General features: G+C 74.2%; 13 protein-coding genes. 4 read left to right on the top strand and 9 right to left on the bottom strand.

The genetic code is table 11. The annotated features are described in order from the left end of the window. The first annotated feature begins 76 nt into the window (after window positions 1-76). The gene (locus ACFVYX_RS23335; RefSeq protein WP_389683369.1) at window positions 77-4,675 is read left to right on the top strand and encodes an aminotransferase class I/II-fold pyridoxal phosphate-dependent enzyme; all 4,599 of its coding nucleotides are present in this window, start codon (window positions 77-79) and stop codon (window positions 4,673-4,675) included. Further along, window positions 4,675-5,475, top strand: a complete 801-nt coding sequence (locus tag ACFVYX_RS23330) for a class I SAM-dependent methyltransferase (protein WP_389683368.1) — start codon at window positions 4,675-4,677, stop codon at window positions 5,473-5,475. Before ACFVYX_RS23335 ends, ACFVYX_RS23330 begins: the two co-directional genes overlap by 1 nt. Here ACFVYX_RS23330 and ACFVYX_RS23325 read toward each other — a convergent pair. From ACFVYX_RS23325 to ACFVYX_RS23285, 9 genes are all read right to left on the bottom strand, one after another. Next, window positions 5,466-6,746, bottom strand: coding sequence for a beta-galactosidase (locus ACFVYX_RS23325; RefSeq protein ID WP_389683367.1), 1,281 nt, complete (start codon window positions 6,744-6,746; stop codon window positions 5,466-5,468). The two genes, ACFVYX_RS23330 and ACFVYX_RS23325, sit on opposite strands and share 10 nt — an antisense overlap. Beyond that, complete coding sequence (locus ACFVYX_RS23320) at window positions 6,743-7,837, bottom strand: glycosyltransferase (RefSeq protein ID WP_389683366.1); 1,095 nt, start codon at window positions 7,835-7,837, stop codon at window positions 6,743-6,745. Before ACFVYX_RS23320 ends, ACFVYX_RS23325 begins: the two co-directional genes overlap by 4 nt. Next, on the bottom strand, window positions 7,824-9,527 hold the full coding sequence (locus tag ACFVYX_RS23315) for an ArnT family glycosyltransferase (RefSeq protein WP_389683365.1): 1,704 nt from the start codon (window positions 9,525-9,527) through the stop codon (window positions 7,824-7,826). The genes ACFVYX_RS23320 and ACFVYX_RS23315 overlap by 14 nt, the downstream gene beginning before the upstream one ends. Further along, window positions 9,524-10,408, bottom strand: coding sequence for a PIG-L deacetylase family protein (locus ACFVYX_RS23310; RefSeq protein WP_389683364.1), 885 nt, complete (start codon window positions 10,406-10,408; stop codon window positions 9,524-9,526). Before ACFVYX_RS23310 ends, ACFVYX_RS23315 begins: the two co-directional genes overlap by 4 nt. Beyond that, on the bottom strand, window positions 10,390-12,240 hold the full coding sequence (locus ACFVYX_RS23305; RefSeq protein ID WP_389683363.1) for a glycosyltransferase: 1,851 nt from the start codon (window positions 12,238-12,240) through the stop codon (window positions 10,390-10,392). Before ACFVYX_RS23305 ends, ACFVYX_RS23310 begins: the two co-directional genes overlap by 19 nt. Continuing rightward, window positions 12,237-14,822 (bottom strand): lipopolysaccharide biosynthesis protein, encoded by a 2,586-nt coding sequence (locus tag ACFVYX_RS23300; protein WP_389683362.1) that lies wholly within the window; start codon window positions 14,820-14,822, stop codon window positions 12,237-12,239. Before ACFVYX_RS23300 ends, ACFVYX_RS23305 begins: the two co-directional genes overlap by 4 nt. Next, on the bottom strand, window positions 14,819-16,303 hold the full coding sequence (locus ACFVYX_RS23295) for a glycosyltransferase family 4 protein (RefSeq protein WP_389683361.1): 1,485 nt from the start codon (window positions 16,301-16,303) through the stop codon (window positions 14,819-14,821). Before ACFVYX_RS23295 ends, ACFVYX_RS23300 begins: the two co-directional genes overlap by 4 nt. Before the next feature lie 5 nt (window positions 16,304-16,308). Next, on the bottom strand, window positions 16,309-17,058 hold the full coding sequence (locus ACFVYX_RS23290; RefSeq protein ID WP_389683360.1) for a glycosyltransferase: 750 nt from the start codon (window positions 17,056-17,058) through the stop codon (window positions 16,309-16,311). Between the two features lie 585 nt (window positions 17,059-17,643). After that, window positions 17,644-18,417, bottom strand: a complete 774-nt coding sequence (locus ACFVYX_RS23285; RefSeq protein ID WP_389683359.1) for a glycosyltransferase family 2 protein — start codon at window positions 18,415-18,417, stop codon at window positions 17,644-17,646. 253 nt (window positions 18,418-18,670) lie between these two features. Between ACFVYX_RS23285 and ACFVYX_RS23280 the strand changes: the two genes are divergently transcribed. Together ACFVYX_RS23280 and ACFVYX_RS23275 are read left to right on the top strand one after the other, a co-directional pair. Further along, window positions 18,671-20,512: a glycoside hydrolase family 15 protein gene (locus ACFVYX_RS23280; RefSeq protein ID WP_389683358.1), complete on the top strand. Its 1,842-nt coding sequence runs from the start codon at window positions 18,671-18,673 to the stop codon at window positions 20,510-20,512. A 129-nt stretch (window positions 20,513-20,641) separates the two neighbouring features. After that, window positions 20,642-21,715, top strand: a complete 1,074-nt coding sequence (locus ACFVYX_RS23275) for a phosphatase PAP2 family protein (RefSeq protein WP_389683357.1) — start codon at window positions 20,642-20,644, stop codon at window positions 21,713-21,715. The last annotated feature ends 39 nt before the right edge of the window (window positions 21,716-21,754 follow it).

Here is a 21,754-nt window from a genome sequence, read left to right as displayed (position 1 = left end):
TGGACACGGTACGGGATCCGTATCCGCGACCAGGGCGCTCCCGACGGCGTCCGACCCGGCAAGGGGGCGGTCGACCATGTCGCTGCGCCAGCCGAACCGGCCGCTCGCCGCGACCGCATCACTGCGCCGATGGGTCCTCCTGTACCTCCTGGCCGTGACGCTGCTCACGGCCGCCTATCTGAAGTTCCCCGCCCGGCACACGATCCTGTGGGCGCTCATCGGGCTCAGCGGCGTCGCCGCGATCCTGGTCGGCGTCCATCTGCACCGGCCCTCACGGCGCTGGCCCTGGATGCTGCTCGCCGCCGCCAACCTGACCTTCGTGGGCGGCGACACCGCCTACAACGCGATGGAGGCCTTCTTCGGCCAGACCAGACCCTTCCCGTCCGTCGCGGACGCCCTGTACCTGGTCACCTACCCGCTGTTCGCCATCGGCCTGTTCGGCTTCATCCGTTACCGGGCCACCGGGCGCGACCTCGGTGTCGTCCTCGACGCACTGATCCTCACCTCGGGCCTCGCGCTGCTCTCCTGGGTCAACCTCATCACCCCGCTGGCCAGGAGCGAGGACATGAGCTGGACCGAGAAGGCCATCTCCATCGCGTACCCCCTCGGTGACGTGCTGATGCTGGCCATGCTCGCCCGGCTCCTCGTCCCCGGCGGCCTGCGCTCCCGGGCCGTGCAGCTCCTCACTCTCGGCACCTGCGGCATCCTCGCCTCCGACGTCATCTACGGCTCCCTCCAGCTCAAGGGCACCTGGCAGGTCGGCACCCCCTGGGACCTGGGCTGGGTCGTCTTCTTCACGGCGTGGGGCCTCGCCGCCCTCCACCCGTCCATGACGGGCCTCACCGAACGCGCCCCCGAGCCGCCCCCGCGTGTCGCCGAGCGACGGCTCGCCCTGCTCGCCGGGGCCTCGCTCGTCGCCCCCGCCCTGCTCCTGCTCCAGTCGCTGCGCCAGGACAGGGACCAGGACATCGCCGTCATCGCGATCTTCTCGGCCCTCATGTTCCTGCTGGTCCTCGCCCGGCTCTGGGGCATGATGAACGACCACGGCAAGGCCGAGGCGCGCGAACACAGCCTCAGGGCCGCCGCCGCCTCCCTCGTCGCCGCCCTGAGCCCCCGAGAGGTCGCCGGCGCCGTGGAGACGGCGTCCGCGACGCTCTTCGGGCCGGGCACCGGTCACCGTGCCCTGCTCCTCGTCCGGGACCGCAGGGGCGGCCTCAGTGCCGTCGCCACCGCGGGTCACCCCTGGAGCTGCCGCACCGACGTGCTGACCGGCTCCCCGGCCGACGAGTGGAGCCCCCTGGCCGGCCGGCCGCGCCGGTCCGCCGCGTCCCCCGGGGCCCGCCCACCGAACGACGTGCCGCCCCGGCCACCGGCCCCGGGCCAGGCCCCGTCCCCGGACGCGTCCTGGCCCGAGTCGGTCGCCGACGGCACCCGGCTCATCCCCGTGAACCGGCTCGACCCCGCCGTCGCCGTGGAGCTCGCACCCGAGCCGTTCGCTCTGCTCTGCCCCCTTGAGCTGCAGGCCACGGCGGGCTCCGAGCCGATCCTCGGCGTCCTTCTCCTCGCGGGCCCCGAGAAGAAGCTCGCCGAGATCTCCGGACCCGCCCAGTCCCTCGCCTCCCAGGCGGCCCTTGCCCTCGAACGCTTCGCACTCAGCGAAGAGGTCAACCGCCGCACCAGCGAGGCCTACTTCCGCACCCTCGTCCACAACACGTCGGACGTCATCCTGATCGTCGACGACGACGACACCGTCCGCTACGCGAGCCCTTCCGCCGAGACGATGTTCGGCCGCCCACTGCTCCCCGGCACCCCCCTCGCGGAGCTCGTCTCCCCCGCCGACACGGTCGCCGCCCTGCGCGTCCTCGCCGACACCCGGTCCCGTGCCTCCGTCGACGCCAGGGGCGACTGGAAACTGGTCCACGGCGGCTCCGCCGACCTGGAGGTCGAGGTCCGCTGCAGCAACCTCCGCGACGAACGCACCGTCCACGGCCTCGTCCTCACCCTCCGCGACGTGACCGAGCAGCGGAAACTGGAACGGGAGCTGACCCACCGGGCGTTCCACGACTCCCTCACCGGGCTCCCCAACCGCGTACTCCTCCTCGAACGGGTCGAGCGCGCCCTGCTGCGCGGCCGCCGCGAATTCACTCTGACCTGCATGCTCTTCGTCGACCTCGACGACTTCAAGGTCGTCAACGACACCATGGGGCACTCCGTCGGCGACGAGCTCCTCGTCGCCGTCGCCCGCCGCCTCACCTCCGTCCTGCGGCTCAGCGACACCGCGGCCCGGCTCGGCGGCGACGAGTTCGCCGTCCTCATCGAGGGCGCCCGGGAACCCCGCGACGCCGAGACCCTCGCGGCGGAGATCGTGCACACCCTCAGCCAGCCCTTCCACCTCACCGACGGAGCGGTGTCCGTGTCGACCAGCGTCGGCATCGCGACCGTCCTCGACAGCGCACACGCCGAGGAACTCCTCGGCCACGCCGACCTCGCCCTGTACGCGGCCAAGGCGGCCGGCAAGAAGAGATGGCGGCTCTTCCACCCCGAGTTCCACTCCCGTCTCGTCGCCCGCCACGAACTCCAGGCGGGTATGGACACCGCCATCGCCGACCACGCGTTCGCCCTGCGCTACCAGCCGATCGTCGAGGTGCGCGACGGCGCCCCGGCCGGCCTCGAGGCGCTCGTCCGCTGGCCGCACGCCCGCCGCGGCATGGTCCCCCCGGACCAGTTCATCGCCCTCGCCGAGGAGAGCGGCCACATCATGCCGCTGGGCGCCTGGGTCCTCGAACACGCCGCCGTCGACATCGCCCGCTGGCAGAGGGCCCGTCCCCGGCAGGCCCCGCTGTACGCCAGCGTCAACGTGTCCGCCCGCCAGTTCCGCGACCCCGGGTTCCTCGACGGCGTACGGCGCACCCTCCGCTCCTCGGGGCTCGCGCCCGGATCCCTCGTCCTGGAGCTCACCGAGACCGTCCTCATGCGCAGGGACGCCCAGATCAGGACAACCATGGCCGCCCTCAAGGACCTGGGCGTCTCCATCGCCATCGACGACTTCGGCACCGGATTCTCCTCGCTCAGCTACCTCCGCGAGTTCCCCATCGACGTCCTCAAGGTCGACAAGTCCTTCATCGACGACATCACGACCGACCCGCAGCAGGTGGCGCTCATGGACGGCATCGTGCGCATCGCCGACGTCCTCGGCCTCCAGGTCGTCGCCGAGGGCATCGAGCACGAGGAACAGCGCGCGCTCCTCGCCGAGATGGGCTGCCGTTACGGGCAGGGCTACCTCTTCGCCCGCCCGATGACCGCCCATCAGGCGGAGTCCTACCTGCACCGCGCGCCACCCCCGGGCGAGCGGCCCGCCGTCCGCCCGGCCGCCCCTCCCGCCGCCCGCCCCACGGCCACCGCGGGGCCTCCGCCGCGCCCGTCCCGCTGGCAGGACCTGGAACACCTCCACCGGACGACCCGCATGTGCGACGCCGTCATCGACGAGATCGACGGCCGCCGCATCCGCGTCCGCGACGACTGGCTCATCGACTTCGCGAGCTGCAACTACCTGGGCCTCGACCTCGACCCGACCGTCATCGAGGCGATCGAACCGCAGGTCAGACGGTGGGGCACCCATCCCAGCTGGTCCCGGCTCATCGGCAGCCCCCGGCTCTACCCCCGTATCGAGGAGCGGCTGACCGAACTCCTCGGCGCCCCCGACACCCTGCTGCTGCCCACCATCACCCTCATCCACCAGTCCGTGATCCCGCTCCTCGCCGGCACCGGGCAGGTCTTCGTCGAGGCACAGGCCCACCGCACGGTGTACGACGGCTGCGTCGCCGCGCGCGGCCAGGGCGCCGAGATCCACCGCTTCCACGCCGAACGGCCCGGCGAACTGGCCGCGCTGCTGCGCGGCGCACCCGCCGACGTGACCCGGCTCGTCTGCATGGACGGCGTCAACAGCATGACCGGCAACTTCCCGGACCTGCCCGCCCTGGCCCGGATCTGCCGGGAGAACGGCGCCCTCCTGTACATCGACGACGCCCACGGCTTCGGTGTCATCGGCGAGCGCCGCCCCGGCGAGAGCAGCCCGTACGGCGCGCGCGGCAACAGCATCGTCCGGCACGTGGGCGAGACCTACGAGGACCTGGTCCTGGTCGGAGGCTTCTCCAAGGCGTTCTCCTCGCTGCTCGCCTTCCTCGCCGTCCCGAAACGGCTCAAGGACCACCTCAAGGTGGCCGCTGCCCCCTACCTGTACTCCGGTCCCTCGCCGACGGCCTCGCTCGCCACCGCCCTCGCCGGTCTCGACGTCAACGACGAACGCGGTGACGAGATCCGGGCGGCCCTCTACCGCAAGACGGCCCGCGTCCTCGGCCATGTGAGGGCCCTCGGCATCGCCACGCCCAACACGGACGGGCTGCCGATCGTCGAGATCCCCCTCGCCCGCGCCGAGGACCTCGACGCCGTCGCCGCCTTCCTCTGGGAGCACGGCATTTACGTGACGCTCGCCTCCTACCCGCTCGTCCCACGCGACCGGGTCGGCTTCCGCGTCCAGGTCACCGCCGCCAACACGGACGAGGAGATCGAGGAGCTGTGCGCGGCCCTCACGGAACTCGCCGGCCGCTTCCCCCTGCAGCCGGCCACCGCCGCTCGCCAGAGCACCATGACGGCCGCCCGGGGACCGGAGAAGTGATGGACCGCCGGACACGGGGGACCGCGCCGGGCCCTCCGGGGACGTTCGGGGCGCGCCGCAACCGGGACGCCGACTGGAACGCCTGGCCCGTCGCCGACTACCTCGCCGAGAACTACCGCAGACTCCACCCCTGCGACATCGGCGTCATCCGCCACCACTCCGCCCTCTACCGGCGGTGCGCCCCCGGCAGCCTGGCCCGCACCCTCGAACTCGGCGCCGGCCCCAACCTCTACCCGCTGATGCTGGCGGGCGCCGCCAGCCGCCGGATCGACGCCCTCGAACCCGGCGCCGCCAACATCCGCTATCTGCGCCGTCAGCTCGACGAGGGCCCCGACGACAGCTGGGAGCCCTTCTACCGCCTGTGCCGCTCCCTCGACCCCGCCCTCCCGGCGAGCTGCGCGGAGGCGCTCCGCACGGTCCAGGTCGTGCCGGGCACGGCCGAGGACCTGACCCCCGGCACATACGACCTGGCCTCGATGAACTTCGTCGCCGAGAGCGTCACCGAGGACTTCGACGAGTTCACCGCCCTCTGCGCCGCCTTCGTCCGGGCGGTCCGCCCCGGCGGCCTGCTGCTCGCCGCGTTCATGGAACGCATGCCGAGCTACCGCGTCGGCGCCGGACCGGTCTGGCCCGCCTGCCCGGTCGACGGGACCGTCCTGCGGACCGTCTTCACGCCCCGCACCACCGGCCTGCGCGTCACCAGGCTCGCGAAGGACCGCACCCTGCCCGAGTACGGGGACACCGGCATCCTGCTTCTCACGGCCCGACGGCCGGACACGGCCGGGCCGCCTCAGGAGTGACGCCGGATCGTCTCCGCGTACTCCGCGAGCGAGGAGCCCGGCGTCCCGTCGTACAGCTGATGGTCGAAGGCCCACATCATGCCCTCGAGCCCGCAGGACGCCATCTGCCGGTACGCCGTCTCCGTCACACCGGGGCGGTACGGGGCCACCTGAGGGCCGGCGCTCTCCCCGGCCAGCCGGTTGAAGCCGGCGCTCCTGGCGACCGCCACCACCCAGCGCGCCGACGACCAGTCGCGCACCACCGCCTCGTCCGGATCGGACGGGTCCGTCCTCGCGTCGGCCGGCGCGCAGCCGTTGTCGTCGGGGTCGCCCGTGCCGTCGACCAGGGCGGTGGTGACGACCCGCACGGTCTCCCGGTGCTCGACCCGGGGCAGGGTCACGAAGAACCCGGCGCCGCGCGCGACGAGCCGGATCGACGGCGAGTCGACAAGCCGCGCGTCGACGGCCGCCCGCAGGTCCGAGGGGTAGAAACCGGCCCCAGGCACCAGGACCTTGAGCGCTCCCGCGTACCCGAGCGAGGTGTACAGGTCCAGCTGCCAGTTCACGGCCCCGGCCAGCGCCCCGGCGTACCAGTCGTACCAGTGCGCCACCTGCTCCCGGGTGAACGGCTTGCCCTGGTAGGTGCGGTCCCCGGGCCGCCACCCGGGGTAGGGGCTGCTCCGCTGGGCGTGGCGGTCGTACGCCCAGAACTCGCCGGGGCCGTCACTCTCCGACAGGGGGGACGGGTAGGCGAACTCGCCGTGTTCGTTGACGCCGACCCGGACCGCCCAGAAGTGCTCCAGACCGATCAGCCGGTCCACCGCGCGCGCGTACCCGGCGATCTGTTCCCGTACCGGCCCGCTGAACACCATGTTCGGCGTCTCGGTGGACCGCTCGCCGAACTGGTTCACATAGACGGACTCCGGGAAGGCGTCCGGCAGCCAGGACGGCGGATGGTTGAGACCGAGCCCCGCCTCCACCCGCAGCCCCGCCTCGCGGAAGACGCCGAGCCGGTCCCGTACCTCGCGCGCGTACTCCTCGTCGTACACCCCCTGCTCCGGCTCGAACCTGCCCCAGTCGATCTGGAGATGGGCCACCCGGAGGCCGTGCTCGTACTCGGTGCGTGCCCGGTCCGGATCGGTCTGGAGGGTTCCGTACCAGTACGGCTCCGGCGTCGGGTCCGGCGCCTCGGGCCGCAGCACGCCGAAGGCACCTACGAGCAGCAGGAGCACCGCGAGCAGCGCGGCCGCGGCCGGCGCGCCCCGGGAGCCCCGCCACCGTGGTGCCCTCATGACAGGAGCTCCTGGTACAGGGCGGCGTACCGGGCCGCGAACGGCTCGGAACCGAAGTGGTCCTCGACCAGCGCCCGGCCCCGCTCGGCGAGCATGTCCCAGGAGCGCGGCTGCCCGAGGAGCCAGGCCAGCTGCTGCCCGGTGCGGCGCGCGTCGCCGGCCGGGGCCCGCAGTACCCCGTGGCCGAAGTCGGCGAACTGGGGGAGGTCGCTGAGGATCGCCGGGCGTCCGGAGGCGAGCGTCTGGAGGACGGTCAGCGGCACGTCCGCCTTGCCGCCGAGCACGGGCGGCGGGAAGAGCAGCACATGGACGGAGGCGAGCAGCGCGTGCATGTCGTCGACGTAGCCGCGCACCTCGAAGTCCGTGAGCCCCGCCGCGCCGGCCCGCTCCCGCAGTGCCTCTTCCCGGGCGGTGTTGTCCTGCCCCGGCCGTCCGCGCATGGCGAGCACCAGCCGGAATCTCGCCCCCGTCCGTGCCGCCTCCGCCGCCGCGTCGATCGCCAGCTCCGCCCCGCCGTCCACGTCGTGGTGCCCGGCGAACAGCACCACGGGAAACCCCTCCGGGCGCGGCAGGTACGGCCACGCGTCCGCGTCGATCATGGGCGGCACGATCCGTACGTCCCCGAAGTCCGCCGCCCGGAGCCGGCGGGCCATCGACTCGGACAGGGCGACCGTCGTCCCGAGCGGCCGGATGTGCGCCAGAAAGCGGGCGTCCATCACCCCGGGCACGGTATGGACGACCGGCCGCCTCCCGAAGAGCAGCGGGCGCAGCCACGAGAAGGCGGGGAAGGTCCGGCCGATGGTCAGGAAGGCGTGCACCAGGTCGACGCGGCGGGCGAACACGGCCCCGGCGAGCGCGGACTGCGCCCGCTCGGGAACGTGCGGGACACCGTCCCGGGAGAGGATGCGGACGGGCCGTCCGCGCGTGGGCGACGTCTGTCGCCGGGCCGGCCACTGGGAGAACCAGACGAAGTCGACGTCGGTCAGCGTCCGGAGGACGTCGGCGGCGAGCCGCACGTCGAAGCCGTCCGCCCCGTCCAGCGGGCTGCTGGTCAGGAGCAGCACGCGGGGCCGCCGCTCAGCGTGTCGCATCGCCCACCTCCACGACGGGCGACCCCGGTGCGGCCCCCACGGGTCCCGGCACGGGGCCCTCGGGCTCCGGCGCCGGGAGCAGCGGCCCCGTCACCGCGGAGCCGGGAACGGCGAGTTCGGTGACGCTCGGACCGGGCAGCGGGGACGGCAGCCGGTACAGGGCGAGCGTGCCGTACGTGGGCCCGTCGAACGCGAACACCGGCCGCAGTCCGCCCGTGAGACGTTCCACCTCGGCGAGCGTGTAGTGCCCGTACCCCTGCTCGACGACCCGCCACGGCACGATCACGTACCCGGCGTCGTTGACGGCCCGCTGCTCGGGCGTCAGCCAGTGGCCGAGCCGGTAGGTGTCCATCAGCGTCCATTCCGTCGCGCCCCGGGTCCGCTGCCCGTCCACGGTGACGATCCCGCTGCCCGCCGGCACATGGGTCAGCAGATACGCCCGGAGGCGCTGGAAGCCGTCGTCGGGCGTCCAGCGGTCCTGGGCGTACACCGCGGCGGGGCCGGCGAGGAGCGCCACCAGGGCGCCGCACGCCACCAGGCGCAGCCCCGGCCGGCGCCGGGACGGCATCGGTACGGTGACGGCGAGCGCCACCAGGTTCGGCACGAACAGCAGGTACAGCGCCTGCTCCTCCAGGGTGCCCACGGCGACCGCGTACCCCAGGGTGAGGATCGCCGAGGCGTGGAAGAGCGTGAGCAGCCGGTACACCGGCTCCTTGCGGCGGAGCAGCAGGAACAGCGCCACGGGCGTGAGCGCGAGCAGCAGGTACGTGACCGCGTAGCCGGGGAGCTCGTCCACGATCCGGCCCGCGAGCGGGGGAGCGCCCTCGGCGTTGAAGCCGGTCTCCTGCACGATCCCGAGGAGCCGCCGCACACCGGCGGTCTTCGCCTCCCAGAAGGCGTCGAAGTGCCCGAAGCCGGCCACCAGAGCCACGTACACGGCGTACGCGAGGACCGTCGTCGCGGTGGTCAGGGCGACGAGGCGCCGGGGCGGGCCCCAGCCGAGGGCCAGGGCGGCGAGCAGCGGCAGCACGGTGATCAGCACCGCGTGATCCTTCGTCAGGACCGCGAGCCCGAAGAACAGCCCGGCGAGCAGCGCACGCCCCCGGGGCCGGGCGGGCCGACCGGAGCCGGCGAGACCCACCAGCACCAGGTATCCGGCGAGCGCCCACACCATCGTTCCCGTCTCCAGGAGCACCCGGTCGTTCTGCCGGATGCAGAACTGGTCGACGGCGAACACCAGACCGGCGACGACGCCCGCGCCGCGCGAGCGCACCCGGGCGACGAGGAAGACGAGGAGGGCCGCCGTGGCCCCGGCCAGGAGCGCGTTGAGCACCCGCGAGGAGTGCACACCAGCGATGACGTCGGCATGCTCCCCGACCACCTTCATCCAGCCCGCCTCCACGTAGAGGAAGCCGGGCGGGTGGAGGAAGAACAGGCCCTCGTCGGTCGCGGGGAAGCCGCCCCCGGCGGCGCTCTCCCCGAGCCGCCGGTAGATCGGTTCGTCGATGAACAGGTCACCGGCCCGCCCGATCTGCACGAGCCGCAGGACCACGGTGAGCAGCGCCGCCCCCGCCGCGTACACGACGACGGGCACGGGGCCGTGCCGGCCGCGCGGACGCGGCGGGGCGGCGGAGAGGGGCGTCTCCGCGTCCGTACGGGAGGACGCCGGAGCGGTACGGGGGACGGTCACGGCGCACCTCCGACGGTACGGATCCGCGGGGCGGTGCCACCCGGGGAAGCCGGCTCCCCAGCGGGGGGCCAGGTGTCGTCGGCCGCTTCGGGCAGCAGATAGACCTCGGGCACGCGCGGCACGCGGCCCTCGGGGAACAGGGCGTCGGCCTGGGTCCGGTACTCCCGGATCAGCTCCGCCTTCCGGTCGAGCCCCCGCTCCCAGGCACGGGCCACGAGCCGGTGCGGACCGGTGAACCCCGGATCGGCGACGGCGTGCTGGTTGTACGGGAAGTCGCTGTAGTACACGACCCGGCGGCCGCTCCGCGCGGCGGCGGTGCGGACCAGGACGTGGTCGGCGTGCCCGCCCACGCCGAGAGGGGCGAGGACGAGACCGCCGGTGGGACCGGGCAGCAGGGCGTCCACGGTCTCCCCGACGGCGCGCAGCGTCCCGGAGTCGTACGGGGAGACGTGCCCCCGGGACAGGTGCAGCCGGTACGTCGGGTACACATGGGACACCTCGGGCAGGAACCGGGCGAGCCGCTTCGTGCCCGGACGGGGCCGCCGGAGCCGCCGGAACAGGCCGTCGACCAGACCCGCGTGGCACTGCCGGACACCGAGCCGCTCCAGGACCCGCCGGTCCTCGGCCCGCCGCTCGGCGTACAGCTCCTGCGCGTCGTCGGTGCCGGTCTGCTTCAGGTACTGGCGCGCCGAGAGGGTGTACGGCGGCGGCGCGGCCTCCGTGAACAGCGTGGCGACCGTCACCGGAGCCCGGCGCCCCGCCCATCCGAGCAGGCCGCCGCAGGACAGGACGGCGTCGTCCAGATGCGGGGAGAGCACCAGGATCGGCACACCCGATCCGACGACGGTCCTGACGAAACGGGTCAGCGGGTCGTCTGCCATGACGCACCCCTCTTCCTCGGCCGCCGTGCGGAGGCGGGACTGTCCAGAAGCCGGTGGGCCAGGGCCAGATAGCGGCCCGTCATCTCGTCCCACGTGTAGTGCTGGGAGGCGAGCCCGGCGCGCCGCCCCAGACGACGGCGCAGCGCCCCGTCCGTGGCCAGCTCGCCCATCCGCTCGCCGAACGCCGCGACGTCGAACGGCGGTACGGCCACGCTGCCGCCGTCGCGCATCCAGCGGAGCGCGGGCAGGTCGAAGTGGAGCACCGGCTTGCCGTACGACATGCCTTCGAGGGCCACCAGGCCGAAGGTCTCGTGGCGGGACGGCATCACCAGGAAGGCGCTGTCGCGCAGCAGCTGGCGCTTGCGCTCCTCCCCGGCGTACCCCACCCAGTGGACCCGGGTCTCCGGTCCGCGCCCGTGGGCGGCGACGAGCGCGGCGAGCCGGCGTTCCTCGGCCGGTGTGCCGCTGCCCGCGAGCAGCAGGTCCAGCGGCGGCGCGGCCCGCCCGTACGCGTCGAGCAGCAGGTCGAGGCCCTTCACCCACGTGTCGATCCGCCCCAGGTAGAGGATGAACTGCCCTGTCCCGAGCCCGGACTCGTCGAGCGGGCGCTGCTCGACGCCGTTGGCGATCACCTGCACGTCGGCCCGGGGGCTGAGCCGCCGTACCACCGCGCCGTCCGCCGTGTTCATCACCACGATGTGCCGGTAGCAGCGCAGTCCGAGACGCTCCACCACGAAGAAGGGGATGTGGTAGCGCCGCCACAGAACCTCGGCGCTGCGGCCCTGGTCGATGCCGACGACGGGGGCGCCCGTCGACAGAGGGAGGAAGCTCGTCGAGAACGGCGGGGTGAAGCTCTCCAGCCACAGGTCGTGCCGGATGCGGCGGGCCACGAACGGCAGCAGCGCCAGGAACAGCAGTTGTCCGGCGCGGGGGCCCGCCCCGCACACCGGCAGCCGGACGTACCGGATGCCGTTCCTTTCCTCGGTGCCGGCGGTCCGGCCCGCCGTCACGACGGTCACCCGGAAGTCCTCGGCGAGCCGGCGGGCCACCTTGCCGATGACCAGGGCGCCGCCGCCCCGGTAGGCGGGGTTCTCCGCGTCGTCGTAGACGGACATCACCACGTGCCGCCGTCGCCCGTCCGGGACGGTGGCCTCCTCCCGTACCGCACGCTCCCCTGCCCGTTCCCGTACCGCGTCGAGGATCCGGTCGAGGGCCTCGGCCGCCACCCGGGGCGGAGGCTTCTCGCCGTCGAGCCGGACGATCCCCGGCAGCCGTCGCGACCAGCTCCGGTAGTGGGCCCACCACACGGTCGGCGGACCGGCGACCTCCTCCCAGCCCCGGCCCCGCAGGGTGTCGGGCCCGGTCTCCACGAGCAGCGTCAGACCGTAGAGGCAGGCGATCCCGCGGAAGGCGGACGCCGCCTCCGAGGCGGTGGGCAGGTCGAACTTCACCAGTCCGTCGAGCGGCCCGCGGTCCGTCAGGACCACCGCCTCCCCGCCGCGCGCCCGTAGCCTCGCGCGCAGTCCGGCGACCCTGATCCGGACGGCGAGCTCACCCACGTCCAGGAGCGCGTGGGCACGCCGCAGCCGGGATCCCCGGCGCTCGGGATCCGTGGCGCGCCGTGCCCACCCGCCCCCACCCGGTCCCCCCGAATCCCTCACCCGTGGCGGAACCGGGAACCTGCGGCACAGGAAGCAGCCGTAGCAGTGCAGGGTGACGACGGTGAGACCGCGCTCGCCGAGCAGCACCGCGAGCCGGCCGACGAGGGAGGACTTGCCGGCGCCGTCGGGCCCGGACACGGCGACGAGGAGAGGGCCTCGTGGGATGGTCATGGCACCCGCCTCCGCAGTCTCTTGGTCACCACGAGCGGGACCCGGAGGGATGCCTCGCGGGTCGCGGTGCGCACCCGGCCCTCACGGAGGAGGTGGCCGGAGTGCTCGGCCCCCACACGGAGCGAGGTGCGCACCGGGAGCGGCAGCGGCAGGGGGACGGACTCGCCCCGGTCGAGCCGGGCCATCGCCTCGGCGGCGGTGGCGAGCGCCTGGCGGCCGCCCGCGCACCAGCCCTCGCGGGCGGCCTCGTCACGGGCCTCCGCGAGGACGCCGGGGTGAAGAAGGAGGGGTCGCAGCGCGAGGAGTTCGGAGAGGTCCAGGCTCAAATTCTGGAAGAGGGCGTGCGCCAGCCAGATCCGCAGCCGATCGGCGGGGCACGGCGTCAGCCAGGCGTGACCGTCCGGGTGCCCGCCTCCGTCGCCGCCGCCGGTCCGGCCCTCGCGCCCGGCCGCGTGCGCGGGTCGTTCGGCGCGGGCGAAGAGCCGCTCGGTCGCGACGACCGGAACCCCGAACCACGAGACCGAACCGTGCAGATGTGCCGCCGGGCCGGTCGGAGGTTCGAGGAGCACCTTGGTCGACCGCTCCAGCCAGTACGTCGTGCTGTGCGCGTACCAGCCGTCCAGCGCGGCCTGGGCCGCCCGCAGCCGCCCCGGGGGCACCACCAGGTCGAAGTTCCCGTACACGTAGTCCCCCGCGAGGTCGGCCTTGATCAGGACCGTCGGGATGCCCGCCGACCGCAGCAGCAGGGTGGACTCGACGAGGTTCCGCCGGAAGAGACCGGTCGCGCTCTCCACCTCGGCGAGGGTCGCCGCGAGCTGCCGCGGGTACGCGCGGGCCAGCCGGCCCTCGACCTGGTTGCGCCGGGCCACGGCGACCGCGGCGAGGACTTCCCCGTCGGCCGCGGGCCGGGCCCGGCCGCGCCACACGGCGTCGACGAGCAACGCCGTGGACCGCTCGCCGGGGGCAGGGAGCCGGGGCCCTGACCCGTCGGCCCGCCGCGTGGCGCGCCGCTCGGCCGGCCACTCCCGCCGCCGGTCCCGAACGGATTCCGTGTCCGCGCCCCCGGGGTCCGCACTCCCGGGGTCCTCGCCGATGGGGTCCCCGCCGACGCCGGGCGAGGTGCCTTCCCCGGGCTCGGGGCCACGCCCGGGTTCGGCGCCTCCGTCGGGAGCGGGCACCAGGGCGCGGCGCCGCCCGAAGAAGCGCCACAGGGTCGCCGCCGTCACCGCGAGCGCGGCGGCGAACCAGACGACGGTGTACGGGCGGAGCAGCGCGAGAGCTCCGGCGAGCACGAGCACCGGCAGCACCACCCCGGCGAACGGCCGCTCCGAGGAGCCGAATCCATGGCGACGCGCGTGCCGCGCGGCCAGCAGGGCCAGGGCGGCGACGGTGCCGCACAGCCCGCCGATTGCCATGCCGAGCACCCCACCGGTGACCCAGCCGGACACCAGCGCCGTCACGTGGAGGACGAGACCCACGAGCAGCGTCCGCAGACACGCGTCGTCGTCGACGGCCTGCGCGAACGTCACGAGCAGGGCGAGCGCGCCGAGCGCGAGGCCCGCCGTCGCCGTGCAGGCCAGCAGGGTGGAGACCATCCCGTACCCCGGCGGGAAGACCACCGTGAGCACCGCGCCGGGCACCGTCGCGGCCACCGCCGTCAGCGGCAGCGCCGCCGTCAGGTACATCCGCAGCGCGCCCGCCGTCAGCGGATCACCTGCCCGACGCCGCGACAGGGCGGGCAGGAAGGCGATCGAGACGGCCCCCGCGAGGAAGAGCGGGACCCTGCCGAGCATGACCGCGGCCTGATAACTGGCCGCGGCGGCACGGTCGGTGGGCAGCATCGCGACGAGGACGATGTCCACGGCCGCGAGCAGCGCGACCACGCCCTGGAGGGAGGCGACGCCGACCGCCCGCCGCCACAGCCCCCGGTCGGCGCCCACCGCCCGCCACGGGCGGGGCGAGCCGCCGCGGAACCGGGGCGGCAGGAAGAACAGGTACGGCAGGACGGCGATCCCGAAGGCCACGAGGGCGCCCGTCTCGCCGAGGTCGAGCGCCGTGACGAAGAACAGCCCGATGCCGAACTTGAGGACGACCTCCACGGTGGTGAGGACCGCCAGGGTCCGCAGCCGTTCCGTCCCCTGGAGCCAGCCGGCGCTGACCCGCGTGAGGTAGATGGCGAGCGTGGAGCCGGCGATGACGAGCGCCGTCGTCGTGCTCGCGAACTCCCTGGCCGCACCGCCCACCGCGGCCGCCGCGACCGTACCGCCGACGACGGCCGTGACCACGGCGAAGCGGACCGCCTCGTGGCGCTCGTCGTCCGACCTGGCCCGTGCGAGGGCCTGGGCCAGCATCCAGGGCACGGTGACCACGGCCACCGCGGCGGTGCAGACGAGGAGCCCCTGACCCGCGGCGAAGGTGGCGTACTCGGAGACGTCGAGGAGCCGGGTGAGGATCAGGGTGTAGGCGTAGTTCAGGGCGCCGACGGCGACCACCGCGGTGGCGATCCAGCGCGCGCCGTGCACGGCCGTCACCTCGTCCTGGAGGACGGGGGGCCGTTCCGCGACCCGCTCCGGGGCGATCACGGCCGGCGCCCGGGGGCCGGGCCCGGCGCGGGACCGTCGTACGGTTCCGTCGCGCCGAGCAGGACGTCGTGGCTGTGCGCCAGGGCGATGTCGGCCTCGGCGACGTCGAGGCGGCGCAGCGCGCTCAGCGCCCGGACCTCGTCGCAGCCGTGGAGCAGCAGCCGGAAGGCGTCGCCGTCGCGGTGCCAGACGTCGGTCTGCCGCAGGTGACTCCGTACCGCGCGCTCGGTGGTGTCGGGGTCGGGGGAGGTGAAGCGGGTGACGACGGACAGGTCGCAGGCGGAGCGGCGGGAGCGCCGGTGCCGGTGGATCCGCTGAAGGTCCTCGACGACGACCTGGGCGAGCCGCTCGGCGCTGGCGTCCCAGGAGAAGGCCGCCGCCCACGCGCGGCAGCGGGCCGCGGTGAGTGACCGCGCCTCCGGCGTGGACAGCGTGTCGAGGGCCGAGGCGATCCCGGCCGCCAGATCCGCGTCGGGGTGGAGCAGCCACCCGTTGACGCCGGGCCGGATCGCGTCCCGCAGCCCCGGCACCTCGAAGGCCAGGGCAGGGGTGCCGACGGCGTTCGCCTCGATGACGGCGAGCCCCCAGCCCTCGGCGACGGACGGCACGACCGTCAGCCACGCCCGGTGGAACAGCTCCTCCCTGCGGGCGTCGGACACGTGCCCGTGGAACACGACGGCGGTCCCGACGCCGAGTCCGGCGGCGAGCTTCCGCAGCGACTCGCCCTCCGGCCCGTCCCCGCACACGTCGACGCGGAGATCGGGCAGCCGCCGCAGCAGCGCGGGTACGGCCCGCAGGACCAGGTCGACGCGCTTCTGCGGCACGAGCCGGCTGACGACGGTGAGCGCGGGTGTCGCCGACCTGTGCCCGGCGGGCGCTGTGAGAGCCGCTCCGGGGCGCCCGTTGGGGACGATGTGGAGGGGGTTGCCGAAGCCGAGTTCGCGCCGCGCGCCCTCGCGGGTGGAGGGCGAGACGACCACCACCGGCCGCCCCCGGTACACCCGCCGGCTGACCTGCTTCTCCAGGAGCCGTCCCACGGCGTTCATCGGCCAGCGGAACCGGGTGTCGAACTGGTGCTGGTGGACGTGGTGGATGACACAGATGTCCGCGGTCCACCGGGGGGTGAACAGGGGCGAGAAGAACGGGATCCCGTTCTGGAAGTCGACCACGGCGTCGTACGCGTGACGGTTCCGCAGCAGATGCGCCGCGGCGGCTCCGTACACGCCGAACGTGCCGCCGCCGCGCACGACCCGGATCCCGTCGCGGAACTCCCGGGGACGCGCCCCGGGGTACCGCGAGGAGAAGAGGGTGACATGGGCTCCGGCCGCCGCGAACCGCCGGGCGATCTCCCAGCAGTACGCCTCCGCACCACCCGCGTCGGGGTGCGCGGGATCGCGCCAGTTGAGGAAGGCGAGGTCGGTACGGGCGAGCCGGCCGAGAGCGGTGGACGGAATCGGAGCGGGGGCGAGAGGCGTGGTCATCGGGATCACCGGGCCAGCGAGATGCGCAGGAGGTCCGCCATGGAGCGCAGTCCGTCGCGCCGCACCGAGAACGTCGAACCCGGTACGTCGTGCCAGACCACCGGCACCTCCACGACGTCCCGTCCGGCGCGCACGACCCGGGCGAGCAGCTCCACGTCGAAGGCGAAGCCGTCGACGCGGCAGTCACGCACGACCGCGCGGGCGAGCCGGCCGGAGAAGAACTTGAATCCGCACTGGGTGTCGGTGACTCCGGGCAGCGACAGACGCGCGAGCGTACGGAACAGCAGGCCGCCGCCGCGCCGCAGCGCCGACTGCTCCACCTCGAGACGGGCGCCCGGGGCGTGACGCGAGGCGATGACGGCGCCGTGGCCGGCCCGCAGGAGCTCCATCACCCGGTCCAGGGTCTCGACCGGGGTGGCGTTGTCGGCGTCGGCGAAGCCGATGAACCGCGCCGACGAGGTCTCGATGCCGCGCCGGACCGCAGCGCCCTTGCCCTGGTCGCCGCACCCGATCGCGTGGACGGGGACGCGGGAGCCGGTGAAGTGCTCCAGGACGTCGAGGGTGCCGTCGGCGCTGTTGTTGTCGACCACGACGATCGCCGATGACCAGGGCCTGCCGGCCAGGTAGTCGACGGTCGCGGCCACCGTCGACGGCAGCCGGCGCTGCTCGTTGAAGGCCGGGATCAGCAGTTCCAGTTCCACCGGCGGCCGGACGAGCCGGCGGGGGAGCGGTGCGTGCGCGCGTGCGGCGGCCATCACGCCTCGCCTCCTCGGGGGAGGGCGCGGGGCGCGGGGCGCACGGTCGCGCGGGGGTTCGGTACGGGGGCCGTGAGGGCGGGTCGCGGACGCGCGGCGCCGTCACGTGGTGCGGCCGGTGCGGCCGCTTCGGCTGGTCCGCCGGAGCCGGAGCTGCGGCCGCGCCCCGCGGTGCGGGTGTGGGTCGTACGGGCACGCCGCCGCCGCGCGGCACCGCGCGGCCTGCATGCCCGGCTCCGTGGCGGAGGGGCGGCGGCGACCCGGTCGGACGCCCGGCGTGCCGGGTGGGGGGCGCAGGGGCGGAGCGAGCGGCGCCGGGCATCGGCGAGGGGCCAGTCGGTCACCCGCCGCAGAGGATGCGGTCCGGGTGCCGCCGGCGCTCGGCCGAGGGGAGTGGAGGTCACGAGGAGCCTCTTCCGGCGACCGACCCCGCCGAGGGTCTGCGCTCGCGGTCCAGGGTGGGTCTGATCGGTCTGTCTGGCTGGTTCGTCCGGTCCGATCGGTCCGTCTGATCGGACCGTCTGAACGGTCCGTCCGTCCTGAAATGACGCTGTTTCCACGGTTAGCACCCCTGGGGGAGGTTCGTCAACCGGAGGAGGTACGGAGCGGGCGGTGCGCGAGCCGCCGCAGCGCGTTGTGGGGCCGCTCGTCGAGCAGGGTGCCGAGGATGCGGGCGCCGTCACGGACGGTGCGGGGGTGCGACGGTCCCTCACGGCGCGGCAGCTCACGGCTGGGCACCTCGGCGACCCGCAATCCGTAGTGCAGGGCGTGCGTGACCAGCTCCGCGCCGAGCTCGACACCGTCCTCGCGCAGATCGAGGAGGTCCACGAAAGAGCGCCGGAAGGCGCAGAATCCGTACCAGAGGTCGGTCAGGTGCTGGCCGTACAGCCGGCGGACGACCCTCAGCAGGGCGCGGTGTCCGAGGCGCCGGGAGAGCGGATAGTCGGCGAAATCACCGCCCGCGATGAACCGCGATCCCTTGACGAAGTCGTAACCGCTTTCCAGGTAGTGCAGAAAATGCGGGATCTCGTGCGGCGACATGCTGCCGTCGGCGTTCATCAGCACGACCAGGTCCCCGGTCGCGGCGAGGAGTCCCGCGTGCGGGATGTCGCCCCGTGCGGAGTCCCAGGGCCCGAGTCCGCGCACGGTGAGCCCGGCGTGGGACCGCTCGTCCCCGGTCGGCCCGCCCAGCAGGACCACGTCCCGCACGCTCGGCGGCACCTGGCCGAGGAGCAGGTCGAGGGTCGGTCCCGGGTCGCCGTCGCCGGGACGGACCGTGAGGACGAGACTGACCGCTCCCGCGCCGGAACCGGGTGCGCGGTCTGTCGAACGGCGCAGGGGATGCGCATCGCTGCTCATGGGTACGGCCCTCCGCGCGGCGGTTCCGCGTTCATCGGAATCCCACGTCCGGCGGGAATCCGACGTCCGGCGGGAATCCGACGTCCGGCGGGAATCCCGCGTTCTTCGGAATACCGCGTTCTCGGGAATCCCGTGCTTTTCAGAATCCTGCGCCGCGGTGACCCCGTCAAGGACGGTGGAACGATATGCGGGCGCCCGAAAGGTGATTCCCGACCGCATCGCCCGTGGTTCCCGGGAGGCATACAATCCGGTCATGGCAGGGCGAATTGAGGACTACGCCCTCATCGGCGACCTGGAGACCGCCGCGCTCGTCGGGACCGACGGGTCGGTCGACTGGTGGTGCGCTCCGCGGTTCGACTCGCCCGCGTGCCTGGCGGCTCTCCTCGGCGATCCGGGACACGGCCGCTGGCTCCTCGCCCCCGTGGGCAACGGCCGCTGCACGCGCAGGAGTTACCGGGGCGACACGCTCGTCCTCGACACCGTCTGGGAGTCCCTCGGCGGAACGGTCAGGATCACCGACTTCATGCCCCCGCGCTCGCCGAGCGAGGACTCCCCGAGAATCGTCCGTGTCGTCGAGGGCGTCGCCGGACGTGTCGACGTGCGCGGTGAGTTGAGCGTCCGCTTCCACCACGGCAGCATCGTCCCCTGGACCCGCTCCCTGGACCGCCGCACCGTCGCCTCCGTCGCCGGGCCCGACGCCGCCTATCTCTCCTGCGGACCAGGCGCCGAACCCGTCGTCACCCCGGACCGCACCACCTTCGAGTTCACCGTCACGGCCGGCCGCCGGGTGGCGTTCGTGCTCGGCTGGCGCCCCTCGCACGCGCCGCCGCCCCCCGCCGCCTCGGCCCCCGGCCTCGACTCCGCCCTCGCCCGCACCCTCGCCTTCTGGAACGACTGGGCCGCCGCGCTCCGCTACGACGGGCCCGCGCGAGCGGCCGTGATCCGCTCCCTGCTCACCCTCAAGGCCCTCACCTACGCCCCCACGGGCGGCGTCGTCGCCGCGGCCACCGCGTCCCTGCCGGAGTCCATCGGAGGGCAGCGCAACTGGGACTACCGCTTCTGCTGGCTGCGCGACTCCACCTTCACGCTCTCCTGTCTGCTGCGCGGCGGCTTCCGGAGGGAGGCGCTCGCCTGGAACGACTGGCTGGTCCGGGCCGTCGCCGGCGACCCCGCCGACCTCCAGCCGCTGTACGGCGTCGAGGGGCAGCGGTGGCTCCCCGAGACGGACGCCGACTGGCTGCCCGGCTACGAGAACTCACGTCCCGTCAGATTCGGCAACGCGGCCGTCGGCCAGTTCCAGCTCGACATCTACGGCGAGGTGCTCAACACCGTCTACTCGGCCGTCCGGGCCGGCGTCGCCCTCGACGCCACCGCCTGGGCCGTGGTGGCCTCGCTCCTGGAGTACCTCGGCAAGCGCTGGCAGGAACCCGACGAGGGCATCTGGGAAGTCCGGGGACCGCGCCGCCACTTCGTCCACTCCAAGGTGATGGCCTGGGTCGCGGCCGACCGAGCCGTCCGCCTCGCCCGCGTCGCCGGGCTCCGCGGCTCCCTCGGGCGCTGGCAGGCCCTGCGCAACGAGCTGCGCGCCGAGGTCTGCGCCCGTGGCTGGAGCGAGGAACAGGGCACCTTCACCCAGTACTACGGCGGCCACCAGGTCGACGCCACCGCCCTGCTGATCCCCCGGCTCGGCTTCCTGCCCGCCGACGACACCCGGGTCCTCGGCACCGTGCGGGCCATGGAGCGGCTCGACGACCACGGCTTCCTGCGCCGCTACGGCGACGCGGGAGAGGGCGGGAGACACGAGCTCGACGACCTCGGCGGCACCGAAGGGGCCTTCGTCGCCTGCACCTTCTGGCACGCGGACGCGCTCGCCATCACCGGGCGCCCCGACGAGGCGAGGACCGTCTTCGAGCGGGTCCTCGACGTCCGCAACGACGTCGGCCTCCTCGCCGAGGAGTGGGACCCGCTGGCCGGCCGCCAGCTCGGCAACATGCCCCAGGCGCTCAGCCACGTCGCCCTGGTGAACACGGCGTTCACGCTGTACGGGTCGCGCCGCCGCGACCGTACGCCGTACGGTCACCTCGCCGTGGCATGAGCGCGCCGCCCTCCGCGGGGGCGCGCACGCCGGGACCGAGCCCTCCATCCGTTCGCCGTACCCGTCCTCGGCGTGTCGTTCGGGTGTCTCCAGCGGGCGGGGCGGCCGCCCGTGGGTTCGAATCAGGGCATGGCTTCCTACGACAGGTTCCGCGCGGGCGGCTCCCCGAGGCCGCTGAAGACCGGTCGCACCTGGTGGTACGCCGCCGTGGCGGCCGAGGCACCCGGCTCGTTCAGCACACGCGTCCGCACCCGGACCCGGCATGGCTGCCTCGGGGCCGTCCTCGTCCTCACGGTCGTCTACGCGGGCCTCGTGCTCACCGCGACCGGCCGTCGCTGGGGCGACGCCGCCGTGACCGGCCGGCGAGCCGACACGGCCGCCGTCACCCTGCTCCGCGAGCACCCCTCACTGGCCGGGCTGACCACCCTCTCCCTGGTCCTCGGCGGGGTCCTGCTCCTCGCCACCGGGATCGTGCGCAAGCGGTACGCCCTCACCGGGACAGCCGTCGGCGCGGTCGTCATCGCCCTCGCCCTCACCGGACTCCTCCAGCGGTACGCGCCCCGCCCCCGCCTCCTCGACCCCGGCGGGGCACTCGTCCCGAGCGGCTTCCCCAGCGCCCAGACCACGCTCGCCCTTGGCATCGCCCTCGGCCTCGCCTTCGTCGTCCCGTACCGGCTGCGCGGCCTCGCCGTCGGCGCCGGCACCCTCTGGGCCGTCGCGGTCTCCGCGTACACCATCGCGGCCGGCCGCCACCGGCCCGGCGACGTCATCGCCGCCGCCCTGGTGGTCCTCGCCGTCCACTCCGGCTGCGTCGCCTTCCTCGCCCGCAAGGGAAGAGTGGGCCCCGGCGCCCGGCGCGCCCACGGAGTCCCCGGCCTGGCCGCGACCCTGCCGCTCGCCCTCGTCGCCGCCGCCGGCCTCGGTGCCGGCATCTGGCTCCTCGGCACCACCCTCAGCCTGCCCGCCACCGCGCCCTACGACCCTGCCGAGCTCAGGCTCGCCCACCGCTGCGGCCAGGCCCTCGCCGCGGGAGTCGTCGCCACCGCGGGACTCGTCCTGCTCGCGCTGCTCCGCCGCGTCGACCTCGACGGCGCCCCTGCCCCGTACCGGCTGGGCGGCCCCTTCGTCGAGGCCGCGGGAGCGCCTCCGGACGCCGAGCTGGTGGGCCCCTTTACCGAGGACCTCGATCACGAGATATCTTGATGTCGAGCAATCTCGCATACGCAGACGTGGAGCGGAGCA

Origin of the sequence: Streptomyces sp. NPDC058326 (assembly GCF_042879855.1) — a bacterium.
Classification (GTDB): domain Bacteria; phylum Actinomycetota; class Actinomycetes; order Streptomycetales; family Streptomycetaceae; genus Streptomyces.
Note: the sequence above shows the minus strand (reverse complement) of the source record. Positions and strands in the feature narration are given on the sequence as shown.